Source organism: Nocardia sp. NPDC003183, assembly GCF_053590715.1.
This window is the reverse complement of record NZ_JBSFTG010000005.1, coordinates 225212-251597: the sequence shown is the minus strand read 5'-3', so window position 1 is coordinate 251597 and position 26386 is coordinate 225212. Positions and strand designations below refer to the sequence as shown.

Annotated in this window: 9 protein-coding genes; 5 read left to right on the top strand and 4 right to left on the bottom strand. The window is 68.4% G+C overall.

Going from position 1 to position 26386, the window contains the following annotated elements:
• Nucleotides 1-1821, top strand: a complete 1821-nt coding sequence (locus ACWDXS_RS19425; RefSeq protein ID WP_449967392.1) for a vWA domain-containing protein — start codon at nucleotides 1-3, stop codon at nucleotides 1819-1821.
• 35 nt (nucleotides 1822-1856) lie between these two features.
• Here ACWDXS_RS19425 and ACWDXS_RS19420 read toward each other — a convergent pair whose 3' ends face one another.
• On the bottom strand, nucleotides 1857-2354 hold the full coding sequence (locus tag ACWDXS_RS19420; protein WP_449967389.1) for a GNAT family N-acetyltransferase: 498 nt from the start codon (nucleotides 2352-2354) through the stop codon (nucleotides 1857-1859).
• Nucleotides 2355-2561: 207 nt separating this feature from the next.
• Here ACWDXS_RS19420 and ACWDXS_RS19415 point away from each other — a divergent pair, with 207 nt between their 5' ends.
• Together ACWDXS_RS19415 and ACWDXS_RS19410 are read left to right on the top strand one after the other, a co-directional pair.
• Entirely contained in the window at nucleotides 2562-3170 is a 609-nt protein-coding gene (locus ACWDXS_RS19415) for a DUF5134 domain-containing protein (protein WP_378988574.1), read from the top strand.
• A gap of 58 nt (nucleotides 3171-3228) precedes the next feature.
• A complete protein-coding gene (locus tag ACWDXS_RS19410) occupies nucleotides 3229-4593 on the top strand; it encodes an RskA family anti-sigma factor (protein WP_449967386.1) in 1365 nt (454 codons plus the stop codon).
• On the opposite strand, the gene ACWDXS_RS19405 is transcribed toward ACWDXS_RS19410, so the two are convergent.
• From ACWDXS_RS19405 to ACWDXS_RS19395, 3 genes are all read right to left on the bottom strand, one after another.
• Nucleotides 4590-5291 carry a PhzF family phenazine biosynthesis protein gene (locus ACWDXS_RS19405; RefSeq protein WP_449967383.1) on the bottom strand — a complete coding sequence of 234 codons (702 nt, stop codon included), beginning with the start codon at nucleotides 5289-5291 and terminating at the stop codon, nucleotides 4590-4592. The genes ACWDXS_RS19410 and ACWDXS_RS19405 overlap by 4 nt on opposite strands.
• Before the next feature lie 144 nt (nucleotides 5292-5435).
• Nucleotides 5436-5975, bottom strand: a complete 540-nt coding sequence (locus tag ACWDXS_RS19400) for a carboxymuconolactone decarboxylase family protein (RefSeq protein WP_378626640.1) — start codon at nucleotides 5973-5975, stop codon at nucleotides 5436-5438.
• Between the two features lie 41 nt (nucleotides 5976-6016).
• The gene (locus ACWDXS_RS19395) at nucleotides 6017-6604 is read right to left on the bottom strand and encodes a peroxiredoxin (protein ID WP_378988580.1); all 588 of its coding nucleotides are present in this window, start codon (nucleotides 6602-6604) and stop codon (nucleotides 6017-6019) included.
• Nucleotides 6605-6684: 80 nt separating this feature from the next.
• On the opposite strand from ACWDXS_RS19395, the gene ACWDXS_RS19390 reads away from it, so the two are divergent.
• Both ACWDXS_RS19390 and ACWDXS_RS19385 read left to right on the top strand, forming a co-directional pair.
• A complete protein-coding gene (locus tag ACWDXS_RS19390) occupies nucleotides 6685-7593 on the top strand; it encodes a hydrogen peroxide-inducible genes activator (RefSeq protein ID WP_378988582.1) in 909 nt (302 codons plus the stop codon).
• Between the two features lie 633 nt (nucleotides 7594-8226).
• Nucleotides 8227-26373, top strand: a complete 18147-nt coding sequence (locus ACWDXS_RS19385) for an amino acid adenylation domain-containing protein (protein ID WP_449967501.1) — start codon at nucleotides 8227-8229, stop codon at nucleotides 26371-26373.
• Nucleotides 26374-26386: the final 13 nt, after the last annotated feature.

Below are 26386 nucleotides of genomic sequence, written 5' to 3'. Positions count from 1 at the left end.
ATGGCACGCAAGCGGCGCACGGTCGCGGATCCGTGGCAGCAGGCGGTCGACGACGGCTGGAAGGCGGCGTGCGCCCACCCGGCGTTGCGGCCACTGGCCACCCAGCTGTACCGCCTCGACGAGCGGACTCCTCGTGCGGTGTGGGCGCGGCTGAGCGGCAGCTACGTGGGCTATCACCCGAAACGCCGGGCCACCGCACAGGAATGGGCATGGGTGTTCGCGCATTGCCTGCTCCACGCCGGATTCGGTCACCTCGATCCGCGAAACACGGTGCCCGCCAACATCACCGGCCTCGATCCGGGAGACCCCGAGGGCCGGCGCGACGTGCGCGCACCGCATCCGGCCTACCGCGCGGCGTGCTGTGCCGCCGTCGACACCTACCTGACGACGATGAAGATCGGCACCCGCCCCACCGACATCCCGCCGACGCCCGAGTTGGCCGACGAGCACGCTGCCGCAGCCCGGTGGCGCGATACGGCAGTGCCGGATGCCTTCGCGCGCACCGGGTTCGCCGACTTCCTGCTCACCTCGGCCGAGACCGCGAAACGCGTCGACAACCCCGCCCGGTTCGCGCGGGGTATCGCGGCCGCCGCCCGTGCGGCGCTGGCCACCGCGGGCGGCGAGCGCACCGCCGACGGCGTACTGCGCCACCGCACCCCGTGGGACAGCGCGCTCGGTTGGTTCGTATCGTCGTTTCCGTTGCTCGGGGCCCTCGCCGCGGGCATGACCGTCGTCGCCGACGCGGAACTGGCACGCAGCTGGAATATTTCGATCGCCGCGGTGAATGCCGAAGCCGCCGAGATCTACGTCAACCCGCTGATCGGATTCGGTGAGGAGCAGTGGCGGTTCGTGCTCGCCCACGAAATGCTGCATGCCGCACTGCGTCACGGCGAACGCGCCGACTGGCGCGACCACTACCTGTTCAATATCGCCTGCGACTATGTGGTCAACGGCTGGCTGGTCGAGATGAATGTCGGTCAGATGCCGGAGGGTCTGCTCTACGACCCGGCGCTGAAAGGCTGTTCCGCCGAGGAGATCTACGACCGGATCGCCGTCGACCTGCGCAGGCTCCGCAAACTCGCCACCCTGCGCGGACGTGGCCTCGGCGATGTCCTCGGTGAACCGCTGGCCCACCCCGGCAGCGCGGGCCGTTACGTCGACCTCGACGAGTACTACCGCAGCGCGCTGATGACGGGGTTGGCGTACCACACCGGCAGTGGCCGCGGATATGTCCCGGCCGCGCTGGAACAGGCGATTCGCGCGCTCGACCAGCCACCGCTGCCGTGGGATGCGCAGCTGGCCCAGTGGTTCGACGAACACGTTCCCACCATCGACAAGCGGCGCAGTTATGCTCGCGCCTCGCGCCGACAGGCCTCGACACCCGGCATCCCGCGACCGGCGTGGGTGCGCCCCGAGGAGAACGTGCGGTTGCCGACCTTCGGGGTAGTCCTCGATACGTCGGGTTCGATGGACGTAACCCTGCTCGGCAAAGGGCTCGGCGCGATCGCGTCCTACGCGCTGGCCCGAGACGTGCCGCGAGCCAGAGTCGTCTACTGCGATGCGGCCGCCTACGACGCGGGCTACCTGCCGGTGGAGGAGATCGCCGCGGGCGTGCGGGTGCGCGGTCGCGGCGGCACGATCCTGCAGCCCGGCATCCGCCTGCTCGAACGAGCCGAGGACTTCCCGGTCGACGGCCCGATTCTGGTGATCACCGACGGGCAGTGCGACGCGGTACGGATCCGCCGCGAACATGCGTTCCTCGTCCCCGCGGGCGCTTGCCTACCGTTCGCCCCCCGGGGCCCGGTCTTCCGCCTGCGCTGAGCCGACAGCGTGGCGTAGCCGACGCCGATCCGGGATCAGCGAGGATCGAGCCGCAGGGTGAAGAAGCGGCTCAGCGGGTCGATCGAGTAGCTGCCGAACGGGCCGCATTCAGCGAACCCGTGGCGCAGATACAGGCGGCGGGCCGGGGCGAAGAAGTCCTCGGCGCCGGTTTCCAGGCTCAGCCGCCGGTACCCGCGTTCTCGGCTCACCGCGACCAAGTGGGCGAGCACGGCGGCGGCCACACCGCGGCCGGTATGCCCGTCGGCGGTGCGCATGGACTTGATCTCGGCGTGCTCGGCGTCGAGTTCCTTCAGCGCGCCGCACCCGACGAGGTCCTCGCCGGACCATGCGCTCCACACCGTGACCGCGGGATCGCGCAGGGCGGCGAGGTCGAGGGCGTGCATGCTGCAGGCGGGGGTGGTGTCCGCCATTTCCGCGTGGTGGGCGGCCAGCAGGCCCCGGATTTCCGTGCCGGTGAGATCATCGGCCACCACGCGAAGCTGGTCGACCGCAGCAGTCGGGTTATCGGTCATAGGTCCAGTTTGCCGATCGATGCCGCGGCCCATCGATCCGGGTCGGCCACGGTGGCAGTGAGCTCGCCGTGCTGAGCGAGCGGTGCCGAGGGCACGGCGCGAGGGCCTCGCGGTGGTGTCCGCTTCCACGAGGCATCTGGACGAGGCGCGCCCCGACCGCGGAAAACGCCCCGGGGCACCAGCACGGGTGCGAGCATGGTGACGCGGGTGTCGACTCGAAAGTGGTGGGGTGTGGCCGATTTCGTGCAGCAGTATGCGTTCGTGCGGTGGCCGGTGGTCGCCGCGTTCGTCCTGGCATCGCTGATCGTGGCGACCCGGCTGACCGGGCGAACCCGGTCGGCGCACCGGATCGATACCGCCTCCGACAGCGCGCACCTGCTCATGTGCCTGGTGATGTTGGCCATGCTGGTGTTCCCCGCCGCGACCGACCCGCACGCGATGCGCGCGATACTCACCGCCCTCACCGTGGCGTTCGCGATCCTGCTCGCCGAACGTGTCATGGAGTGGCGCACCGGTTCGGCACCCGACGGTGTGTTGGCGCTGGGCTATCACACCCTCGCGGCTGCGGCGATGCTGTACGCGATGGCCGGGCACGGGGCCGTGCACGACCCCGGTGGGGCGCGCTGGCCCGCCGTCGGGCTGGCGGTGCTGTTCGGCCTCGATGCGCTGCTCGTCCTCGGTACGGCCGGTCACCGGTCACGCTGGCACCGCGTCGTTCATCCCGCCGGTTCCCACCCGCTGACCTCGGCGCTGGTGCCCCATGTGGTGATGGACATCGGGACCGCGTTCATGCTGATCGCCGCGATCGGCCGGTGAATACCGATCCACAACCGCTCGCGCTGCGAATTGCCTTAGTGCGGGCAGGAATTCGACGATGAGTGGGCAGCGCGGTCCCCAACCGCCGCCGGGGTCGCGCGGCGCCGGTCCGCGGATACCCCCGATCGTGGCCGGTGCCGACGATCGCGAGGAGATGCGCGCGCTCTACCGCGCCACCGGCGCCGCCGCGTTCGGGCTGGCCCTGCGGGTGCTGCACCGCCGCGGTGCCGCCGAAGATGTGGTCCGCGAAGGCTATCGACGGGCGAGATCGGCGCAGTGGATCGCCGACGAGGACGACGCCGGCCGGGAACCCGATTTCCCCGCCGCGGAATCCGGGGACGACCACACCGAGCCAGCTCCGCTGTCGCGTCCCGGGCCGGACCTCGGGACACCGTGGGGGCGTTCGGCGTTCGTCGCGACCGAACAACGATCAGACCTGGCCCCCCACACCTACGGTGCGATGGATGTCGCCTTCGGTCGCGGCGCCGTCTACTCCCACGAGGGTTCCCGCCTGCCCGACCGCGCGAGCACCGAGGCAGGCTCTCGCTCCGAGACCCCGGATCGCCTCGGCACCGACCACCCGGACCGACGTTACGAGGGCACAGACGACGCAGTACATGGTCTGCCCGGCGCCCACGCGGACCACCCATCCGAGGTCACCGAGCCGGGCAACACCGGTACCGACCGTCTGAACGCCGACCACGCCTTCGGCCACATCGATGTCGATCGGTCGGGCGCGGTCGGCATCGACACCGAATGTCTCGGGACGGATCGTTTCGGCGCGCCCTCCCGGATCGCCCACGACGGCCCGGCCTTCACCCCCGACCAATCCTGGCTGCTGGCCCAGATCCATCGTCTCGCGGTTCAGCGCGCGCGTCTGGACCGCCGCGGCGGCGACGACATGCCGTGGCTGGCGGCCGCGGCCAGACTCGGGTTCGACGACCCCCTCGACAGCCACTGCGAGATCTTCGTCCTCGCCTACTACGGCGGCCGCACCTACCGCGCCATCGGCCGTGAACTGGGCCTGCGGGTACCGATGGTGACGAGGCTGCTGGGCGAGGGCATCGAACGGCTCGCCGAACAGCGGATCCCCCGGTGGACGGCCAGGCAGTCGTGGTGCCCGCCCGGCTCGGTCCTGTCCCTGGCCGACGCCTACGCGCTCGACGCGGTCGCCGAACTCGAACACCACCACATCGAGAACAGGCTCACCGCCACCACCCCGAACAGTCTGTCGCAGTTCGCCACCCGCGTGCGCGGTGTGCACGAAGTGCTCGCGCTGCTGGCCGCCGACGACCAGCAGACCCCGCCCCGTGCGCTCGAAACCCGCATCCTCGCCGACCTGGGCGCCGCGCCACAGCGACGCGGCCAGTGGGTGGCCAGACCGCCCTGGTTGCGCCGCTTCGGCGGTCAACCGGAGAGTTAGAGCACCACCACGTGGTCTTCGGCGACCCGTCCGCCGAGGCGAACCCACCCGTCGGAGTCCCACTCGGTGTAGAGCTGTGAGCCCTGCCCCTGGGTGATGATCAGCCCGCGGCGCAACTGGGCGGTGAGTGCGACCGCCGCCGCCCCGGTCGCCTCGTCCTCGGCGATGCCCATGGCGGGCGCGAACATCCTGGCGCGCAGCGCGCCACGTGACTCGTCGGTCCAGGCCCAGAAGAAATGCTGGCCGTCGGTGAAGTCGACGGGGGCCAAGGCTGCCAGCTCCTGCACCGAATCCAGTTGCTGGAAGGCGAACTTCGGTGCCCACTCGGCGCGCGCGGTGATCCAGGTCAGACCGTCGGTTCGGTTGACGGCCACGGGCCCCGCGGGCACCCGCAAGGTGTGCACCGGCGTGCGTTGTACGTCGAGCCACCACGCGGTGCCGACGGTGGGATGCCCGGCGAAGGGCAACTCGACGGCCGGGGTGTAGATGCGGACGTCGGCGATGCCGTCGACCGGATCGGAGACGACCGTGGTTTCGCTGAACCCCAGCCGTGCCGCCAGTTCCTGCTTGTCGAGGGCGACGACGTCGCCCGCGCGGGCGATGCCGAGCGCGTTGCCGAGGTTTCCGGCCGGATCGGTGAACACTCGGACGACCTCGACCTGGACGTTCGGGGCATCGGGCACATCATGTGCGTTCATGATCGCGAGCCTACCGGGCCGCTGTGCGAGGCCCACCGACCCGCGAGCCCGCCAAGACACGTCCGCTCCCAGCACGGCAGCGGCCCCGATCCGGAATCCGGATCGGGGCCGCCGGGCCTCGAAAGCAGGCGCGAAACCGACGAATCAGACGGCAGCCGAAGCCAGCGCCTCGGTGGACGCGACCGCCTGGCCGACACCGGCGACGATCGCCGCCGCACGCAGTGACTCGAAGATCACCTCACGTGACACACCGGCCTCGCGCAGCGTCTTCTCGTGCGCCTCGAGGCAGTGCGCGCAGCCGTTGATCGAGGACACCGCGAACGACCACAGCTCGAAGTCGGCCTTGTCGACGCCGGGGTTGCCGATGATGTTCATCCGCAGGCCCGCGCGCAGATCGTCGTAGCGACCGTCCAGGAACGCCTTACCGCGGTAGAACACGTTGTTCATGCCCATGATCGACGCGGCGCCCAGCGCGGCGTCGTAGGCCTCGGCCGAGAGCACGTCGGCAGCCTCTTCGGCGACCTCACGCAGGGTGGTCGCCGAGCGCGTGGCGGCGGCCGAAGCGAGCAGGGTGCCCCACAGCTGCTGCTCGTTGAGCACCGTGGTGCGGGCCAGCGAGGACAGATTGAGCTTGAGGTCCTTGGCGTACTCGGGAAGAGAGTTCTTCAGGTTCTCGATGCTCATGACAGTGGGGCTCCTTCAGGGTGTTTCGGTGGGGAAGTGGTTCAGACGCTGGCGGTGAGCAACTCACCCGCGTTGATGGTCGGGTCGCCCTTCTTCCAGTTGCAGGCGCACAGCTCGTCGGACTGCAGGGCGTCGAGCACGCGCAGCACCTCGTCGACGTTGCGGCCGACCGAACCGGCGGTCACCGAGACGAACTGCACCTCGTTGTTCGGGTCGACGATGAAGGTGGCGCGATCGGCGACGCCGTCGGCGTTGAGAACGCCGGAGGCGGTGGCCAGTTCACGCTTGAGGTCCGACAGGATCGGGAAGGGGAGGGTCTTGAGATCCTCGTGCTGTGCGCGCCACTGGAAGTGCACGAACTCGTTGTCGACCGAGGCGCCGAGCACCTGCGCGTCACGATCGGCGAACTCCTCGTTCAGCTTGCCGAACGCGGCGATCTCGGTCGGGCACACGAAGGTGAAGTCCTTGGGCCAGAAGAACACGATGCGCCACTTGCCGGCGTGGTCGTCGCTGGTGATCTGGGTGAAGTAATCGTCGGGCTGCTGCGCGTCGACCTTGGAGAGGTCGCCTCCGATGACGGCCTTGAGGTTGTATGCCGGGAACTGGTCGCCGATGGTCAGCAGAGCCATGCTTCGTCTCCTCATTCGTGGTGTGGTTGATGTCAGCCTACTGAAAGGTAAAGCCGATTGCTGGTCGTACACTGATAGGCGTGAGTGATCAGACTTATCAGCCAACCCTGTCGCAGCTGCGTGCGTTCGTGGCCGTCGCCGAATACCGGCATTTCGGCACCGCCGCAGCGCGTTTGACTGTGAGTCAACCCACGTTATCGCAGGCACTGGCATCACTGGAAAACGGACTCGGGCTCCAGCTGATCGAGCGCAGCACCCGCCGCGTGCTGGTGACCGCCGCCGGAATGCGACTGCTGCCGCAGGCCATGGCGACCCTGGAAGCCGCCGATCGATTCGTCGCCTCGGCGACCGGCGACACCCTCGGCGGCACACTGCGCGTGGGCATCATTCCGACCGTCGCCCCGTACGTGCTGCCCGGACTGCTGCCCGAGTTGCGCCGCAAACTGCCCGGGGTGCTACCCCAGGTGGTGGAAGACCAGACCGCGCGGCTGCTGGACGGGTTGCGCACCGGTGTGCTCGACGTGGCGGTGCTCGCCCTGCCGACCGAAGCCAACGGCCTGGTCGAGATCCCCCTCTACAGCGAGGAATTCGTGCTGGTCACGCCCCGCGGGCACGAGCTGGCCGGCCGCACCGACCTGGCCGCGCCCGCGCTCGCCGACCTGCCGCTGTTGCTGCTCGACGAGGGTCACTGTCTGCGCGATCAGACTCTGGACCTGTGCCGCTCGGCCGACGTGCAACCCGGGACGGTCGGCGATACCCGTGCTGCCTCGCTGACCACGGTCGTGCAGTGTGTGGCCGGCGGGCTCGGGGTGACGCTCATCCCGGAGATGGCCGTGGCCGCCGAGACCGCGCGCGCGAATCTGGGCACCGCCCGCTTCACGGCCCCCGCTCCCGGTCGCACGATCGGGCTCGCGTATCGCGGGTCTTCCGCGCGGGCCGCGGACTACGAATACCTCGCGGCGGTCATCCGATCCAAGCGCCCTTTCTGATCTGCGTGCTGCTCGGACAATGCTTGTGTGACAGTGGGCTCGTTATCGAGCCAGGCGAATTGTCATAGCTGCGGAATAAATTTCGCAAAATGGACTTTTCTCCGCTCGCCACCGGAGGGCGAGCGGATATTTAGCATCGCAAATCAAATAACTTCTGGACGATCCGGCGATGCATCGGTTTCTTCGACCAGCGCTAGAATCATTGCAGTTAACTATTGGCATTCACGTGTTCGGGAATGCTGCGGCCGGGGATTCGGTCCACAGCCCCCACGACACGGTATAGCGATCGGAGCGGTGCGGCAAGTGTCTGCGCCACCTTTGTGGATCGATTCCGAATCGTGCTGAATTCGGTACCCGATGCATGTACCGCGGGTGATCCGACTCTGGGCGGACGGTCGGGACGGCCCATCGGAGAGGATGTCGAACAGGGGTCGGCCAGGTCGGGGTGCCGATCGCCACGGCGGCGACGTCCTAAACGTCCTTTCTGTGTTCGTGACCATGTTGAAAGGTTCCGGAAATCGGATTCGGCAACTTTGTGGCTATATAATCGACATCTTGAAGTGAGCTGTAAGAGGGGAGGTCGAAATGGGCCGAAAGAGTCGCATCGATGACAGCCAGGACCGGTCGAAGCGGTTGGAAATCGGCTCATTCCGCTATTCCCAAAAAAAGGACTCCGGTAACGGTTCCGGTGCTGGGTCCAACGGCAGCGGACACCCGTCATTCGAAATCTTTCCGCTGACGGCGGCGCAGCGGGGGATCTGGTTTGCCCAGCACCTCACCGAATCGTCACCGATTTCTGTGGCCCAATACGTCGAGGTCGTCGGAGAGGTGGACGCCGAACTGCTTGCCGAGGCCTGCAGAACCGCCAGTCGCGAGTTCGGATCCGGGCATACGCGACTGATCGAGGTCGATGGAGAGCCCTGTCAGTTCGTCGACGAGGACCGTGGAGGTCCGGTATCGGTCGTGGACCTGCGCCATCATGCCGATCCGGTGGCGACCGCGCGCGCGATGATGGCTCAGGACTATTCCGCTCCGCTGGACATGCTGAACGACGACCTCGTGACGAGCATCGTGTTCCGGGTCGGCGAGGACCATGTCCTGTGGTACCAGCGCGCGCACCACATCGCGCTCGACGGATTCGCCGCGGTAACGATGCTGCACAGGATGACCGAGCTGTACAACGCTTGGGTGAAGTCCGAGGAACCGGCATCGTGCGCGGCGCAGGACCTGGAGGTCATCGTCGAGCAGGACCTGGCGTACCGGGGTTCGACACGTTTCGACAACGACCGCAACTACTGGCTGGAGCATCTGGCAGGCGCGCCGCCCGCCGTCAGCCTGGCCGGTCGCGTCAGCAAGCCCACCATCCATCCGGCGCTGGTCAGCACAGAGCTGCCCGACGCCACCGCGCGTCTGCTGACAAGCGTCGCGCTCGAACATGGTCAGAGCGTGGCTCCGACCATCGTCGCGGCGTTCGCCGCCTATCTCGCGCGGATGACCGGAAGCGACGAAGTGATGCTGAGCCTGCCGGTTTCGGGTCGGCACTCCGCCGTGCTGCGCCGTTCCGGGGGGATGGTGGCGAATGTGGTGCCGCTGCGGGTGCGGGTGGCCGGCCGCAACGTCGGTGAACTGATCGCCGCGGTGCAAAGTGAGTTGACGAGTGCACTGCGGCGGCAGCGCTACCGCCAGGAGGACATATTCCACGATATGGGGATCGCGCGCGACGAGGCGGCGTCCTTCGGGCCTGCCGTGAACCTGATGCTGATCGAGAACGAGGTTGTGCTCGGCAACACGACAGGCCGCCTCAACGTCCTCACCTCAGGCCCTACCGCCGACCTTTTCGTCAATATCTACCCGGGTGCGGGCAAAGACAGTACGCATATCGACTTCCAGGGAAATCCGAACGCCTACACCCCGGACGAGCTCGCGGGTCACCACCGGCGGTTCCGCATGTTCCTGCACGAGTTCCTCGCCGGGGGAGCGGAATGTCGAGTCAGCGGATTGTCGCTGCTCGACGTACACGAGCGGTCCACCCTGCCGCGGGTGCGGGGGCCGAGCGGAGTCGAAACACGGCTGCTTCCCGAGATTCTGACCGAGAGCGCGCGCCGGGATCGCAGTGCGTGCGCGATCGTCTCGGCCGGGCAGACGATGACCTACGGCGAGCTGGACGACAGATCCTCCCAGCTGGCCCGGCATCTGATAGCTCTGGGTTGTGGCCCGGATGCGGCGGTGGCGATCATGCTGCGACGCTCGGTCGAATCCGTGGTGGCGACATGGGCGATCGCGAAATGCGGGGCCGCGGTGGTCCAGCTGGCCCCCGAGTACCCGCGCAAGCGGGTAGAACACATGGTCGCCGACAGCGGCGCGACCGTGGCGATCACGATCGACGACTTGCGCGACCGAGTCCCACCGGCCACGCGGTGCGTGGTTCTCGATGATCCCGCGACCCTGGGGGAAGGCGGCGCCGACAGCGGGCCGATTTCCGACGACGACCGTATCCGGCCACTGCGCCCGTCCAACATCGCCTACATCACCTATACCTCGGGATCCACCGGAACGCCGAAAGGCGTTCAGGTCACGCACACCGGCCTCGCGAATCTGATTGCCGACCGCGCCGCCACCTACGGAATAGACGCGACCTCTCGGGTGTCGTATGCGCTCTCGCCCAGTTTCGACGCCTCCATGGAACAGTTTCTGACCTGCTTTGCGAGCGGATCCGCGCTGGTGATCGTGCCGCCCGAGGTGACCGGCGGCGAGCCGCTCACGCGACTGCTGGCCGACGAGCACGTGACCCACCTGACCCTGACGCCCACGATGCTGGCGACCGTGGACCCGCATCCGGCGACCGACGTGCGCGTGCTCGTGGTCGGCGGCGACGTCTGTCCACCGCACGTCATCGAGCGGTGGGCGTCGTCGTTGTCCATGTACAACGAATACGGTCCCACCGAGGCCACCGTGACCGCCGCCGGCGGCGTGCTCGGACCCGGTCACGCCCACCTGGTCGGTGGCCCCCTTCGTGGCGTCGCGGCGATGGTGCTGGACCGAACGCTCCAACCGGTGCCGAACGGCACCGCGGGCGAGCTGTATCTCGCCGGGCCGGGATTGGCCCGCGGATACAGCCATCTGTTCGTCGAAACCGCCGCCCGGTTCGTCGCGGACCCGTACGGCGGCGCGGGCGAGCGGATGTACCGCACCGGCGACATCGCGCGCTGGACCGGCGACAACGCCGAGATGGCGCTGGAATTGCTGGGACGCGGCGACTTCCAGGTCAAGATCCGTGGCTACCGGATCGAACCGGGTGAAATCGACACCGCGCTCACCACACACGAGGACGTGGATCTTTCCGTGACGGTGCCGGTGCACAACAACGCGGGCACGACCGTGCTGGCGTCGTATGTGGTCCCGGTCAGCGGCCGTCGGATCGAACCGCTCGAACTCCAGCGCTTCGCCCGTGATTCGCTGCCGCCGCAGATGGTTCCGGCGGTGATCATCGCGTTGGACAGCCTCCCGGTGAACGCCTTCGGCAAGCTCGATCGCAGCGCTCTGCCGAAGCCGGAGTTCGGGACCGCGCCGGTCGGCAGGCCGCCGGCCACCGCCAGGGAGAAGGCGATCGCACGGCTGTTCACCGAGGTGCTCGGCGTGCCTCTGGTCGGGGCGGACGACAGCTTCTTCGCCCTGGGCGGCGACAGCATTCTGTCGATCCAGCTGGTGGCGCGGGCCAAAGCCGATGGCCTGAGTTTCTCCACACAGGATGTGTTCGTGCACAAGACCGTTGCGGGCTTGGCGGCCACGGCGACGAAATCAAGCGATACGCCCGAGTTGGCCGAGTTGCCCGGCGGCGGCGTCGGGCCGCTGCCGTTGTCGCCGATCATGTGCGCGATGCTGGATCGGGGTCATTACGACCGATTCGCGCAGGCCGCGCTCGTGCAGCTGCCCGATGGGGTCGATCGAGCGGGCCTCGTGCGCGCAGTGGGATCCCTGCTGGACCGCCACGACATGCTGCGCGCGGTCTTGCGCGGCGATTCGGTTGATCGCTACGTCGAGGTACTCGAGCCGAACGCGGTCGACCCGGACGCCGCGCTTGCCGATGTTCGCCTCGATCGACGGGACGCCGCCGAGGTCGACCGCCACCTGCAGCAGGCCGCCGATCGATTGGACCCGGGCAAGGGTGTGCTCGTTCAAGCCGTCTGGATGCGGGATCTCCACGGCTCGGGACCCGACCTGATGTGGCTGGTGGTTCACCATCTCGCCGTCGACGTGGTGTCGTGGCGCATCCTCCTCGCCGACCTCGCGCGGGCCTGGGCGCAGATCTCCGACGGCGGCGAACCGGATTTCGGCCCGATCACCACCTCGTTCCGGCGGTGGGCGCACGGCCTGGTCGAGTGGGCGCCGGGCAGACGGTCGGCGGAGCTCGACAGGTGGAACGACGTCCTCGCGCGGGGTGATCAGCTTCTCGGATCGCGCCGTCTGGTTCCGGATCGTGACGTCGGCGCCACGGCGGGCCGGGTCCACCAGCGCATTCCGGCAGCGGTCACCGAGGCGGTTCTCACCACCATTCCGGACCGTTTCCACTGCAGTGCCAACGATCCGCTGATCGCGGCGCTGGTACTGGCACTCGGTGAGTGGCGGCGCAGGCGCGGTACGGAGGCGACCGCGGGCGAGCTGATCTCGCTGGAGGGACACGGCCGTGAGGAGCGGGCCGTGCCCGGCGTCGATCTCAGTGGCACCGTGGGCTGGTTCACCACCCGCTTCCCGGTCCGGATCGACTGGGACGGTGTCGATCTCGATGACGCGCTGGCCGGCGGCGCAGGTGCTGGACTGGCGATCAAACAGGTGAAGGAGCAGTTGCGCGCGGTGCCGGACAACGGCATCGGCTACCAGGTGCTGCGTCATCTCGATCCCCAGGGCCGCGCCGAGCTCGCGGACTTGCCCGAACCTCAGATCAGCTTCAACTACCTCGGGCGGGTCAGTGTCGCTGAACGCTCGATGCCCTGGGCGCCCACCACCGAGTTCACCGCACTGACCGCGACGAGCGATCCGGGGATGGCGCTGCCGGCCGTGCTCGATGTCAACGCGATCGCCGAGGAAGGTCGCGACGGGCTCGAACTCGACGTGACCTGGGAATTCGCCTCGCAGATATTGGGTGCCGAGGAGGTCGACGAGCTCACCGGGCTGTGGGCTCGCGCGCTGGGGGCACTCGCCGACCACGTCCGATCCGACACCGGCTACGGCTTCACGCCCTCCGACTTCCCGCTCACCGCCGTATCGCAGGACGATGTCGACCACTGGCTGGGGAAATACCCGTCGATGATCGATGTGTGGCCGCTCACCGCCTTGCAGTCCGGGCTGCTGTTCCACACCATCTACGACCGCGACGGCGACGACGGCTACATCGTGCAGGTGGCGCTGACCTTCGCCGGGCAGGTGGACGGTGCGCGGATGCGCCGCGCCGCGCAGGTGCTCATCGACCGGCACGACAGCCTGCGGACGGCGTTCGTCGAGAGTGTCGATGGGCCACGGCAGATCGTCCTGCGCGACACCGAAGTCGATTGGGGCGAGTCGAATCTCGCCGGCATCAGCGATGGGGGCAGGCGGGCGCGAGCACTTCGGCGACTCGCGAGGGCGGCCGTGGCTCCGTTCGACCCGGCGCATCCACCGCTGGTGCGTTTCCACCTCGTGCGCACCGGCGTCGATACTTTCCAGTTGCTGGTCACCAACCACCACCTCGTGCTCGACGGCTGGTCGATGCCTCTGCTGATCCACGAGCTGCTCTCGTTGTACACCTCCGATGGCGACACCGCCGAGCTCGCGCCCCCTCGTTCGTACCGGGAGTATCTGCGGTGGCTGCAGGCGCAGGATCGCGACGCCGCAATCGCCGCGTGGCGGGAGACGCTCGCCGGAATCGACAGTCCGACACGGGTCACGGGCAGGCCGGATCGGTCCGTCGCCGCGCACGTCGGTGAGGTCGACCTGAACCTGGACGCGGCGACCACCGCAGCGCTTCTCGATCTGGGCCGCTCACACGGCGTCACCGCCAACACGGCCCTGCAGGTGGCATGGGCACTGCTGGTGGCCGCGCTGACCGGACGGTCGGATGTGGTCTTCGGCAATACGATCGCGCACCGCCCGCCGCAGATTCCGGATGTCGAGCGCATGGTCGGGCTTCTCGTCAACACGCTGCCCGTCCGAGTCCGCCTCGAACCCGGCGAAACCGTCGGCGACCTGCTCGTCCGCGTGCAATCCGAGCAAGCAGCCATGCTGGATCATCAGTACATCGGCTTGGCGGAGCTGCAACGGGCCACCGGCATCACCGATATGTTCGACACCGCGACGGTGCTCGAGTCCTATCCGCTCGACCGGGAACTGCTGGCGCGCAATCTCTCCGACGCCGGCTTGCGGTTCGTCGAGATCGACGCACACGACGCCACGCCGTATCCACTGAGTTTGCAGGTGTCCCCGCCGCGGTCGAGTCGCGACCGGCGATCGGATGCCGCCGACGAGCCGAGCACCTACACGGTGACGCTGAAATTCGCCACCGACCGATTCGATTCGGCCGAGGTCCGTACGCTGCTCGAACGCTTCGAGCTTCTTCTCACGCAGATCGTCAGGAATCCCGCCCGCAACGTCGCCGCGATCTCCTCCTGCTGGGATTCCGAACGCGCGGAACTGCTTTCGGTCGGCAGCGAGGAGCCGCCCGCCGCGGAGCTCGTGCTGCGCGACATCCTGTGGGGGACCGCGCGCAGGTATCCGGATGCCGTGGCCCTGCGGTGCGGCGACACCACGTGGACCTATCGTGAGCTGGAGCGCCGCGCCGACGAGTTCGCACATCTGCTGGCCCGCCATGGTGCTCGCGCCGAGTCGATCGTCGCGTTGGCTGTTCCCCGTTCGGCTGAACTGGTGGTCGCCATCTGGGCGGTGGCGAAGACAGGCGCCGCCTTCCTGCCGTTGGATCCCGGCAATCCCGCCGCGCGGATCGCGGAGTTGTTGTCCGACTCCCGGACCGGTCTCGGCGTGACGACCAGCGATGTCGCACCGAGCCTTCCGGACACTGTCGACTGGTTGACGCTGGACGCTGCGGCTACGGATGCTGACGAAAATCTTCCCCGTCTGTCCGAAGTCTCGGCCGGGGCTGATCGGCTGTCGGCCGACAACGCGGCATACGTGATCTATACGTCCGGATCGACCGGCAAACCGAAGGCGGTCCACCTCAGCCATCGCGGCCTGGCCGACCTCGTCGCGGCGCAGGTCGACGCCTTCGGTGTCGGTCCGGGTTCGGTGGTGCTGCAGGTCGCGTCGCCGGGCTTCGACGCCTGCTTGTCGGAGTTGCTGTTGGCGCACGGGAGTGGCGCCGGTCTCGTGGTGTCGCCGCCGGAGGTGTACGCCGGGACCGACCTCGAGGAATTGCTTCGGTCGCAGCAGGTGTCGCACGCGATCATCACCCCGTCGGTGCTGAAAACCATGGATCCGTCCCGGACACCGTCGTTGACATCGCTCGCGGTCGTCGGCGAAGCGACCGAGCCGGACACCGTGAACCGGTGGGGGCACGGCCGACGGCTGATGAATCATTACGGACCGACCGAGTGCACGATCTGGGCGACGGGGTCGGACGCTCTGGTACCCGGCGAACTGGTGACGATCGGCGGCCCGATCCGGGGCGCGTCGGCGATGGTTCTGGACCGGTGGCTGCGACCGGTGCCGGTCGGTGTCGTGGGCGAACTGTATATAGGTGGGCCCGGACTCGCCCGCGGGTACGTCGGTCGACCGGGTGTGACCGCGTCGCGCTTCGTCGCGGATCCGCGATCGCTTCGCGGCGAACGGATCTACCGCACCGGTGATTCCGTGCGCTGGGTGCGCGGTCGCGCCGGATTGGCACTGGAATATCTGGGTCGAGGCGATCAGCAGGTCAAGATCCACGGTCTGCGGATCGAGCCGGGGGAAATCGATGCGCACCTGGCTCTGCACCCGGAGGTGGCGAGCGTCGCGACCGTCGTGGTGAAGGGGCCTGCCGACGAACCGGTGCTGGTGTCCTATTTCGTCTCCGCCTCGGGCGCCGTGGTCGACGTGGTGGCACTCGGCGACGATCTGTCGCGCACGCTACCGCGCTATATGAACCCCGCGGCGATCGTGCAGCTCGAAGAGATGCCGCGCACACCGACCGGAAAGCTCGATCGGAAAGCATTGCGGCAGAGGTCCTTCGATGCCCACGCCGCGGACGGCAGAATGCCGTCGACGCATACCGAACAGGTCATGGCGAAACTCTTCGCCGACGTGCTCCATCTCGACACCGTGTCCGCCGACAGCAATTTCTTCGCGCTCGGCGGGGACAGCATCGTCTCGATGCGACTGGTGGCGCTGGCGCGATCCGCCGGGCTCACGCTCACGCCGCGAGATGTCTTCGAAGGCAAGACAGTTGCCGCCCTCGCCGCGATGGCCGACGGCGATGGGGCCCCGCCGGTGGAACGCGCCTCGGATTCTCCGCTCGTCGCCCTCACCCAACCCGACATCGATCGGCTCGAGCAGCAATACCACGGCCTGTCCGACGTCTGGCCGTTGTCGCCCATGCAGTCCGGTGTGCATTTCCACTCGACGTTCGACCCGGATGCCGGGGACAACTACACCGTCCAGACGATGATCGGATTTTCCGGCGAGGTCGACGGTGAGCGCTTGCGCCGTGCCGCTCAGGCCGTGGTCGACCGGCACGACATCCTGCGGGCCGCGTTCGTGGAGACCGCGGGCGGGCCCCGTCAGATCGTGCTCGACCATGCCGAGATCGGATTCCGGGAGATCGATCTCGCCGGTGACCGCGACGCGGAATCCCCGGCCGACCCGGCAACGATCGCCGCGGCGGACGCGGCGGCGGGATTCGACCTGTCGGCTCCTCCGCTCCTGCGCTTGACGCTGATCCGTCTCGACGCGGGGTCCTTCCGGCTGCTCGTCACGAATCACCATGTGATCCTGGACGGCTGGTCGATGCCGCTGCTGATGCGAGAACTGCTCGACTACTACGGGTCTCCCGCCCATATCGACTCCGCCGGACCCGCACCCTCCTACCGCGACTATCTGTCCTGGCTGGGGCGCCAGGACGCCGCCGCATCCAAGGCGGCATGGGCACAGGCCTTTTCGGATGTCGATGCACCCACCCGGGTGTCGCGCGACGTGCTCGCGACGGGTTCGGTATCCGCCGCCGAAATCGAGGCCGAGCTGACGGCAGATCGTTTCGGAGGTCTCCGTCGAGTGGCAGCCGAGTCGGCCGTCACCATCAATACGGCGGTCGCCGCGGCCTGGGCCCTGAATCTTCGCGTCCTGACCGGTGAGACCGATGTGATCTTCGGATCCGCGGTGTCGGGACGGCCACCGGAGTTACCGCGGGTCGAGCAGACGCTCGGCATGTTCTTGACCACGATTCCCGTGCGAGTCCCGCTCGAACCCACCATGACGGTGCGCGAGTTGCTGACCGGCATTCAGGAGCGGCACGCTCGCATGCTGGATCATCACCACATCGGCCTGCCCGAGATTCACCGCAGCGTCGGTCTGCCCGAACTCTTCGACACCGCCGTCACCTTCCAATCGTTCCCCGTCGACCGGACGGCACTACAGCAACTAATCGAGTCGGCGGGCCTGCGGGTGGACGAACTCAGCGGTGTCGACGCGACGCCGTACCCGCTGAGCCTGGTCGTGGCGCCGAAACAGTCCGTGCACGGCGAAGCACAGGCACTGCGGATCACCCTGCGATTCCACGACCGCGCGTTCGACACCGCGGCGGCGCGCCGGATCCTCGACCGCTTCGTCGAGTTGCTCGGCCGGATCGCCGTCGACGCCGACCTACGGCTGGGTGAGCTGCCGCTCGACCAGGAACCGGGGCCGTCGTGGCCGGTTTCGGGTGCGGAACCGGAAATCCCGGACACGCTGGACCGGATCCTCACCGCGTGCGCTACCGCCGAACCCGACGCCATCGCCGTGCGATGCGGTGCGACCGCCATGACGTACCGGCGGCTCGACGAGCGATCCGCACGTCTGGCCCGGGTCCTGCTGCGGCACGGCGTCCGGCGTGGACAGGTCGTCGCCTCGGTGCTTCCGCGATCCCTGGCGGCGACGGTGACCCTGTGGGCTGTGGCGAAGACCGGTGCCGCAGTCCTGCCGATAGACCCGACCCTGCCGCCGGAGCGGATCGACTTTCTGCTGTCGGATTCGAAAGCCGTGCTCGGGCTGACCGACTCCTCCGCCGGGGCACACCTTCCCGATGGCGTCGACTGGCTGGTCCTCGACCAGGAGCAGATGCTCGACGCCGCGGATTCGGTTGCCGCGGTGCCGATCACCGATGCCGAACGCGGCGGTCCGATCCGGCGGGATCAGACCGTGTACGTGAGCTACACCTCCGGGTCGACCGGTATGCCCAAGGGTGTGCTCGTCAGCCATCGCGGCCTGGCCGATATCGTCGCGGCGCAGCGGCGGATTCTCGGCGTCGACCCGAGTTCGGTGGTGCTGCAGGTAGCCTCGCCCAGCTTCGACGCCTCGGTGTTCGAGTTGTTGATGGCGCACGGCTCGGGCGGCCGACTGGTCGTCTCGCCTCCCGATGTCTACGCCGGACCCGAGCTGGCGGATCTGATCGGGCGCGAACATATCTCGCACGTGGTGATCACTCCCTCTGCGCTGGCGACAGTCTCGTGTGACGGTCTCGACGGGCTGCGCGTGCTGGCGACAGCCGGTGAGCCGGTCGGGCCGGAACTGGTCGATCGGTGGGCGCCGCACCGCACCATGGTCAATCTCTATGGGCCGAGCGAAAGCACGATCTGGGCTACCGCCAGCGACGCACTGGCCCCCGATGCCGCGATCACGATCGGCAGGCCGGTCGGCCCCGTCGCGGTCGTCGTGCTCGATACCTGGTTGCGGCCCGTGCCGCACGGTGTCGAGGGCGAGCTGTATCTGTTCGGTCCCGGCTTGGCCGACGGGTACGCCGCCAGGACGGGGTTGACCGCGTCGCGGTTCGTCGCGTGCCCGTTCGCGGAGCCGGGCCAGCGGATGTACCGCACCGGTGACGTGGTGCGCCGTGGCGTCGACGGCGAGATGGAATTCGTGGGGCGCAACGATTTTCAGGTGAAGGTGCACGGCACCAGGATCGAGCTGGGGGAGATCGACGCGGTGCTCGATGCGCGGGCGGATGTGGCGTACGCGGTCACGGTGCCGCGCCGCGACGGCGGGCGAGCGGCGGTGCTGGCGTCCTATGTCGTGCCCGCGCCGGGGACGCAGGTATCGGGCGAGCAGTTGCGTGCGGCACTGGCCGAGGTGCTGCCCCGGTACATGGTGCCGTCCACGGTGATGGTGCTGGACGAGGTGCCGCTGACCGTCAACGGGAAGCTGGATCGCGAGCGGCTGCCCGAGCCGGTGTCCGTCACGCGAGAATTCCGGGCGCCGTCGCCGGGGTTGGAGGAGTTGGTCGCGCGGACATTCGAGCAGGTGCTCGACGTGGACCGGGTGGGAGTCGACGACGACTTCTTCGCGCTGGGCGGCGATTCCCTGAGCGCCTCGATGGTGGTGGCGCGCCTCGGCGCTGCCCTGGATACGCGAGTGCCGGTGCGGTCGGTTTTCGAGGCGCCGACCGTCGGCGGATTGGCCGGTCTCGCCGCGGCGCTCAGCGGTGGGGGCCGGTTGCCTCTGCTGCCGGGCGCCCACCCCGACTCCGTGCCGCTGTCGCTGGCCCAGCAGCGGATGTGGTTCCTGAACCGGTTCGAGCCGGATTCGGCGGTGCACAGCATTCCGGTGATGCTGCGGCTGTCCGGACGGCTGGACACCGAAGCGCTGGCTGCCGCGCTCGCCGATGTGGTCGCGCGCCACGAAGTATTGCGGACGATATATCCAGAAGTCGCCGGTGAGCCGCGCCAGGTCGTTCTCGACGAGACCGCGGTGCCGGTGCGGGCGGTGCGAGTGCCCGCGGATTCCGTCCAGGAGGTGGTGGGCGAGTTCGTGCGGCGTGGATTCGATGTGACCGTCCGGGTGCCGATGCGCGTGGGCTTGTTCGAGCTGGGCGCCGAGCGCGACAGTGACACAGGAGAATTCCTGCTGGTGCTCGTGGTCCATCACATCGCGGGCGATGGTCAGTCGATGGGGCCGCTGGCGCGTGACGTGATGGTGGCCTATGCCGCGCGACTGGCCGGGCAGGCACCGCTGTGGGAGCCGCTCGCTGTGCAGTACGCGGATTTCGCGTGGTGGCAACGGCAGATGCTGGGGGCCGCGGACGATCCGGCGTCGTTGATGTCGGAGCAGTTGGAGTTCTGGCGCTCGACGCTCGCGGGTGCACCGGACCGGCTGGAACTTCCGGCGGACCGCCCACGCCCGGCCGTCGCATCGCTGTCGGGAGGCCGGGTACCGGTGGAGATCGGTGCGAGCCTGCACGAGCGGCTGGTCGCGCTGGCACGGTCGCGAGGGTCGTCGCTGTTCATGGTGATGCACGCGGCGCTGGCAGCGGTGTTGGGGCGGCTGAGCAGCAGCGATGACGTCGTGATCGGCACCCCGGTCGCGGGACGGGGCGAGCCTGGTCTCGACGATCTGGTGGGGATGTTCGTGAACACGCTGGCCTTGCGGACCCGCGTGGATACGGGCGAGCCGTTCGCCGAGTTGCTGATGCGCACCCGGCAGACGGACCTGCTGGCGTTCGAGCACGCGGACGTGCCGTTCGAGCGGGTCGTGGAGGAGTTGAACCCGGAGCGATCGGCGGCACGACATCCGTTGTTCCAGGTGGCCTTGGCGTTCCAAAACGTGTCGACGATCGAAGTGGTGCTGCCCGACGTCCGGGTGGCCCGGGCAGAGGTGGATACCGAGGCGATCCAGTTCGATCTGCAGCTGGTGCTGTCCGATTCATCCGGCAATGCCGCGGTGGCGCAGGGCATGTCGGGAATGTTGACCTATGCTCGGGATCTGTTCGACGAGGTGACCGCAGCGGCGATCGTCCGGCGGCTGGTGCGGGTACTGGAAGCCGTCGCCGACGATCCGGCCGTAGTAGTCGGCGATATCGACTGGCTGGAAGCCGACGAGCGCTCGTCGCTCACCTCGCGGGTCGGGGCGCACACCGTGGCGGCGCTGGAACCGTCCGGATTGCTGCCGGAGGTGTTCACCTCGGCCGTCCGGGACAACGGCGACGGTATCGCCGTCGTCGCGGGGGATGCCACGCTGTCGTATACGCAGCTGGACGAACGATCGAGCCGGCTGGCGAGGGTGCTGATCCGCCGTGGCGCCGGACCGGAGAATCCGGTGCTGGTGGCAGCAGCGCGGTCGGCGGAGTCGGTCGTCGCGTGGTGGGCGGTGGTGCGGTCGGGTGCGGCATACGTGCCGGTCGACCCGAGCTACCCCGACAGCCGAATCGAGCAGATGGTGTCGGATTCCGGTGCGACGCTGGGGGTTACGGTGTCGTCGGTGCGTGCCCAGCTGCCCGATTCGGTGGACTGGATCGTGCTCGACGACCCGGCCGTCGCCGCGCGGATCGACGCGGCGGCGGGCGGCCCGATCGGCGACGACGAGCGGACGCGGCCGTTGCGAGCCTCGGATGTCGCTTACGTGGTCTTCACCTCCGGATCCACCGGAGTGCCGAAGGGCGTCGCCATCACACATTCCGGCATCGCCGGCTTCGTCGCCGGGCGGCGCGCCGACCGAGAGCTGCGGCACACGTCCAGGGTGTTGCATTTCGCGTCGCCGTCGTTCGACGCCGCGGTGATGGAGATCCTGATCGCGGCCAGTCGAGCCGGTGCGCTGATCGTGGCGCCGACGGGGATCTACGGCGGCGACGAGCTGGCCGAGTTCCTGCGCGTGCAGCGGGTCACCCACGCCTTCATCACCCCGGCCGCGCTCGCGTCGGTGGATCCGGCCGGGCTCGACGACCTGCGGATGGTGTTGTCCGGTGGTGAGGAGGTCCCGGCGGATCTGGTGAGCCGATGGGCGGGCACCGACGTCGCGGGCGCCCGGGAGTTCCAGGTGCTGTACGGGCCGACCGAGGCGACGATGCTCGCCACGGCGACGCGCGCGCTGCAACCGGATGATCGGCCGACGATCGGTGTCCCGCTGCCGGGGATCCAGGCACTGGTCCTGGATGACCGGCTGCGGCCGGTGCCGGTGGGGGTGGCCGGAGAGTTGTATCTCGCGGGTCCGGCGCTGGCGCGCGGGTACCTGAACAGGGCTGCTCTCGACGCGGTGCGGTTCGTGGCGCTCGCGTTCGGGGAACCGGGACGCCGCATGTACCGGACCGGTGATGTGGTGCGCTGGAAGACCGACGGCGATCTGGAGTTCTTGGGGCGCAACGATTTCCAGGTGAAGATCCGTGGTTACCGGGTAGAGCTGGGCGAGATCGACGCGGTGCTGAGCGCTCGGGCGGAGGTGGCCTACGCGGTCACGGTGCCGTGGCGTGCGGGCACCGGTCCGGCACAATTGGTGTCCTACGCGGTCCCCGAAACCGGCGCGAGCATCTCGGGCGAACAGTTGCGCGCGGCATTGGTCGAGGCGCTGCCGTCGTACCTGGTGCCCGCCGCGGTGATGATCCTCGACGCGATCCCCCTGTCGCCGAACGGAAAGCTCGACCGCGCGGCCCTGCCCGCACCCGTTGTCCAGGCCAAGCGGTTCCGGGCACCGGTGTCACCGGCGGAGGAAATAGTGGCGGGTGTCTTCGCCGACGTCCTCGGTAACGACGGTCCCGTCGGCGCCGACGACGACTTCTTCGACCTCGGCGGCAACAGCCTGGTGGCCACCCGGGTAGCCGCGCGGATCGGTGCCGCGCTCGACGTGACCATCCCGGTGTCGATGATCTTCGAAGCGCCGACGGTCGAGAGGCTGGCCGCGCGCGCCGAATCGCACGCCGATACCGGTCGGGTAGCGCTGACCGCGCAGCCACGGCCGCAGCGAATTCCCCTGTCGTACGCACAGCAGCGGATGTGGTTCCTGAACCGGCTCGAGCCCGGCTCGGCCGCCTACAGCATTCCGATGGTGCTACGGCTGTCCGGACAGCTGGATCTCGACGCGTTGCGCGCGGCGATCGAGGATGTCCTGGATCGGCACGAAGTACTGCGGACCGTATACCCGTATGCCGACGGCGAGCCGTCGCAGGTGGTCCTTTCCGCCGCTGACGCGTATCCGCCGCTGACCGTGACCTCGGTCGCGGAACCCGAACTGGCCGAGTCGTTGTCGGCGTTCGTCTCGACGGTGTTCGATGTGACGGTCGAGGCGCCGGTGCGGGTGCGGTTGTTCGAGCTCGGGCGGGACGAGTGGGTCTTGGCCGTGGTGGTGCATCACATCGCCTGCGACGGGTCCTCGCTCGGCCCGCTGGCACGGGACATGATGACGGCGTACACAGCTCACCTGCTCGGGGAGTCGCCGAGCCGGCCGCCGTTGCCGGTGCAGTACGCCGACTACGCGATCTGGCAGCGGACGGTATTGGGGTCCGAAGACGATCCCCAGTCGCTGCTCCGTGCCCAGATCGACTACTGGACCCTCGAGTTGGCCGAGCTCCCGGTATTGCTGGGGCTGCCGACCGACCGACCGCGTCCGCCCGTGCAGACCCATGCGGGCGCGAGCGTGCCGATCAGTGTCGGTGCCGATCTGCACGCGGGATTGCAGCAGGTCGCGCGAGAACACAACACGACGCTGTTCATGGTCTTCCATGCCGCGCTGGCGGCCACGCTGGCCCGGCTGGCCGATACGGACGATATCGCGATCGGCACTCCGTTCGCCGGACGCGGCGAGCCCGAACTCGACGATCTGGTCGGGATGTTCGTCAACACCCTGGTGCTGCGGACCCGGTTGACGCCGGGGATGACGTTCACCCAGCTGCTCGAACACCAGCGGGGGACCGATCTGGCCGCGTTCGGACATGCCGATGTTCCGTTCGAGCGGCTGGTGCAAGAGCTGAACCCGGTGCGGTCGCACGCCCACCATCCACTGTTCCAGGTGATGCTGGCATTCCAGAACGTCGGCGGGGCCCAGTTCGAACTTCCGGGGCTCTCGGCGTCCGCCGTGACGGCCGACACCGACATCGCGCTGTTCGATCTGCTGATCACGATGTCGGATTCCTATGACTCCGCCGGTGACCCGGCCGGCATCAGCGGCGGGGTGATCTACGCGAGCGACCTCTTCGACGCCACGACAGCGACAGCGATCGTCGATCGCCTGCTGCGATTGCTCGGCGAACTGGTGACCGATGCGACACAGCCGGTGCGCGAAGTGGATCTGCTCGGCGACGATGAGCGCGAAACCATCCTGACGCAGTGGAATTCGACCGATCACAGCCTCCAGCCGGAGGAAACGCTCCCCTCCCTCTTCGCTCACTCCGTGCTGGCGCGAGCGGATCGGCCCGCGGTGACAGCCGGAGAGCAGACACTGACCTATGCGGAATTCGCGTCCCGCGTCAATCGGTTGGCGCGGTGGTTGATCTCCCGCGGAGTGGGGCCGGAGTCGTTGGTGGCGCTGCGGATGCGGCGTTCACTGGACCAGGTCGTCACCATCTACGCGGTGCACGCCGCCGGGGGCGGATACCTGCCGGTCGATCCGGACCTGCCGGCCGACCGCATCGACTACATGCTGTCCATCGCCGCGCCGGCGCTGGAGCTGTCGTCTCTCGATGGGCTGGAGCTGTCGGGATTCGACGACGGGCCGGTCACCGACGCCGATCGGCTCGCGCCGCTGCGATCGCACAATGTCGCGTACGTGATCTTCACGTCGGGGTCGACCGGTCGACCGAAAGGCGTCGCGGTATCGCACTGTTCAGTGGTCAACCAGGTGCGGTGGGTCAACGAGACCTACGCGCTGACGCCGAAAGACGTCGCCCTGCTGAAGTCCCCGGCTACGTTCGACATGTCGGTGTGGGAGTTGTTCGCGCCGCTGGCGGCGGGCGCGCGGCTGGTGATCGCGCGAGCCTACGGGCATACCGACCCGGCCTATCTCGCCGAAACCATCGCCGCCCAGCGGGTCACGGTCGCCGCGCTGGTGCCGTCGATGGTGGCGGTACTGGCGGACATGGCGCCCGCGCAGTCGCTCGAGTCGGTGCGGACGCTGCTGGTGGGCGGTGAGGCATTCGACCCCGAGACGGTGGCCGCGGCACGGCGAATGGTGCCCGGGGTCGAGTTGCACAATCTGTACGGGCCGACCGAATGCACCGTGTGCTCGACCGCGCATCGGGTGAGCGAAGCCGAGAGCGCGACCATGCCGATCGGCTCACCGGTATGGAACACGCGCGCATACGTCCTCGACGACCGGTTGCATCCGGTACCGCCCGGCGTCGCCGGGGAGCTGTACCTGGCGGGCACCCAGCTCGCGCGCGGCTACCAGTCACGCCCGGGCCTCACCGCGGAGCGGTTCGTGCCCGATCCGTACGGTGACGGCAGGCGCCTGTACCGCACCGGCGACTTGGTGCGCTGGCGCCGGACCGGCGAATTGGATTACCTGGGCCGCACCGATTTCCAGGTGAAGCTGCGCGGCCTGCGCATCGAACTCGGTGAAATCGAGGCAGTACTCTCCGAGCACCCCACCGTCGCGCGGGCGATCGCGGTGGTGCGCCCCATCGGTACGATGGAGCACCTGGTCGGCTACCTCGTGCCTGTCGCGGGCGCGACGGTCGATACCGCGGCGGTGGCCGCGCACGCGGCGACCAAACTGCCCGACTACATGGTGCCCGCCACGATGATGGTGCTCGACTCGGTGGCCTTCCACTCGTCGGGCAAGCTGGACCGTCTGCGGCTACCGGAGCCGGTGCTCTCGGTAGCGGAGTTCAGGGAGCCCGCGTCGTGGCTGGAAGGCGAGGTCGCACGGGCCTTCGGAACGGTGCTCGGCGTGGATCGGGTGGGCGCCGACGACGACTTCTACGCATTGGGCGGTAACTCGCTGAAGTCGGTGCAAGTGGTGAGCGAGTTGCGCAAGGAACTCGACTACGAGGTGCCGATCAGCTGGATGCTGTCCGATCCCTGCCCGGCCGACCTGGCCAAGCGGATCGAATCCAGAATCCGCTCCGGTTCGACCGTCGACGGGACCGATGCCGGCTTCGACACGCTGTTGCCGATCCGGACCGATGGTGACCGAGCGCCACTGTTCTGTATCCACCCGGCCGTCGGCCTGTCGTGGTGCTACCGCACACTCGACCGCTACCTCTCCGACGGCCGACCGATCTACGGCATCCAGGCGCCACAGATCGGCGGTGAGATCCCCGGTCCTACATCGATCGAAGAAATGGCAGCACGCTACTTCGACGAGATTCGCGCGGTTCAGCCACACGGCCCCTATCACCTGCTCGGCTGGTCACTGGGTGGTGCGATCGCCCATGCCATTGCCGTCGAGATGCGCGCCGCCGGTGAACAGGTCGCGCTGCTGGCACTGCTGGACGCCGAAGTCGGCGGTGTCGACGAGTCGACGCTGCGCGCCGTGACGGCCGGCGAGCTGATCAGCAATCTCGGCCCGGTCATGGGCGTCGATTTCATCGACCCCGATGCGACGGCCGAGGAGGCTGCCGACCTGATCGAACGACATCTGGGAAGCAGCCTCGGCATCGACGCCGCACGGATCCAGCGCCTGACCGACGCCTACAACCTGGCGGTCCGGGCAGCCGGTGCATGGCGTCCGGCGGTCTTGGACAGCGACATGCTCTATTTCACCGCGACACGCGACCGGCGATCCGACGTCGCGGGTCACGAGGGATGGGCGCGGGTGGTCCGCGGGCAGGTGTCGAGCTTCGACATCGACGCAGCCCACCTCGAGATGACCCAACCAGGTGCGATCGCCGAGATCGCCCGGATTCTCAACGCGCGACTGGATCAATGACCGTGTGAGGTCC

Bases quoted from the DNA above. Each gene is read 5' to 3' on its own strand.
- ACWDXS_RS19425 (WP_449967392.1), top strand. From the start codon at position 1: ATGGCACGCAAGCGGCGCACGGTCGCGGATCCGTGGCAGCAGGCGGTC.
- ACWDXS_RS19420 (WP_449967389.1), bottom strand. From the start codon at position 2,354: ATGACCGATAACCCGACTGCTGCGGTCGACCAGCTTCGCGTGGTGGCC.
- ACWDXS_RS19410 (WP_449967386.1), top strand. From the start codon at position 3,229: ATGAGTGGGCAGCGCGGTCCCCAACCGCCGCCGGGGTCGCGCGGCGCC.
- ACWDXS_RS19405 (WP_449967383.1), bottom strand. From the start codon at position 5,291: ATGAACGCACATGATGTGCCCGATGCCCCGAACGTCCAGGTCGAGGTC.
- ACWDXS_RS19400 (WP_378626640.1), bottom strand. From the start codon at position 5,975: ATGAGCATCGAGAACCTGAAGAACTCTCTTCCCGAGTACGCCAAGGAC.
- ACWDXS_RS19395 (WP_378988580.1), bottom strand. From the start codon at position 6,604: ATGGCTCTGCTGACCATCGGCGACCAGTTCCCGGCATACAACCTCAAG.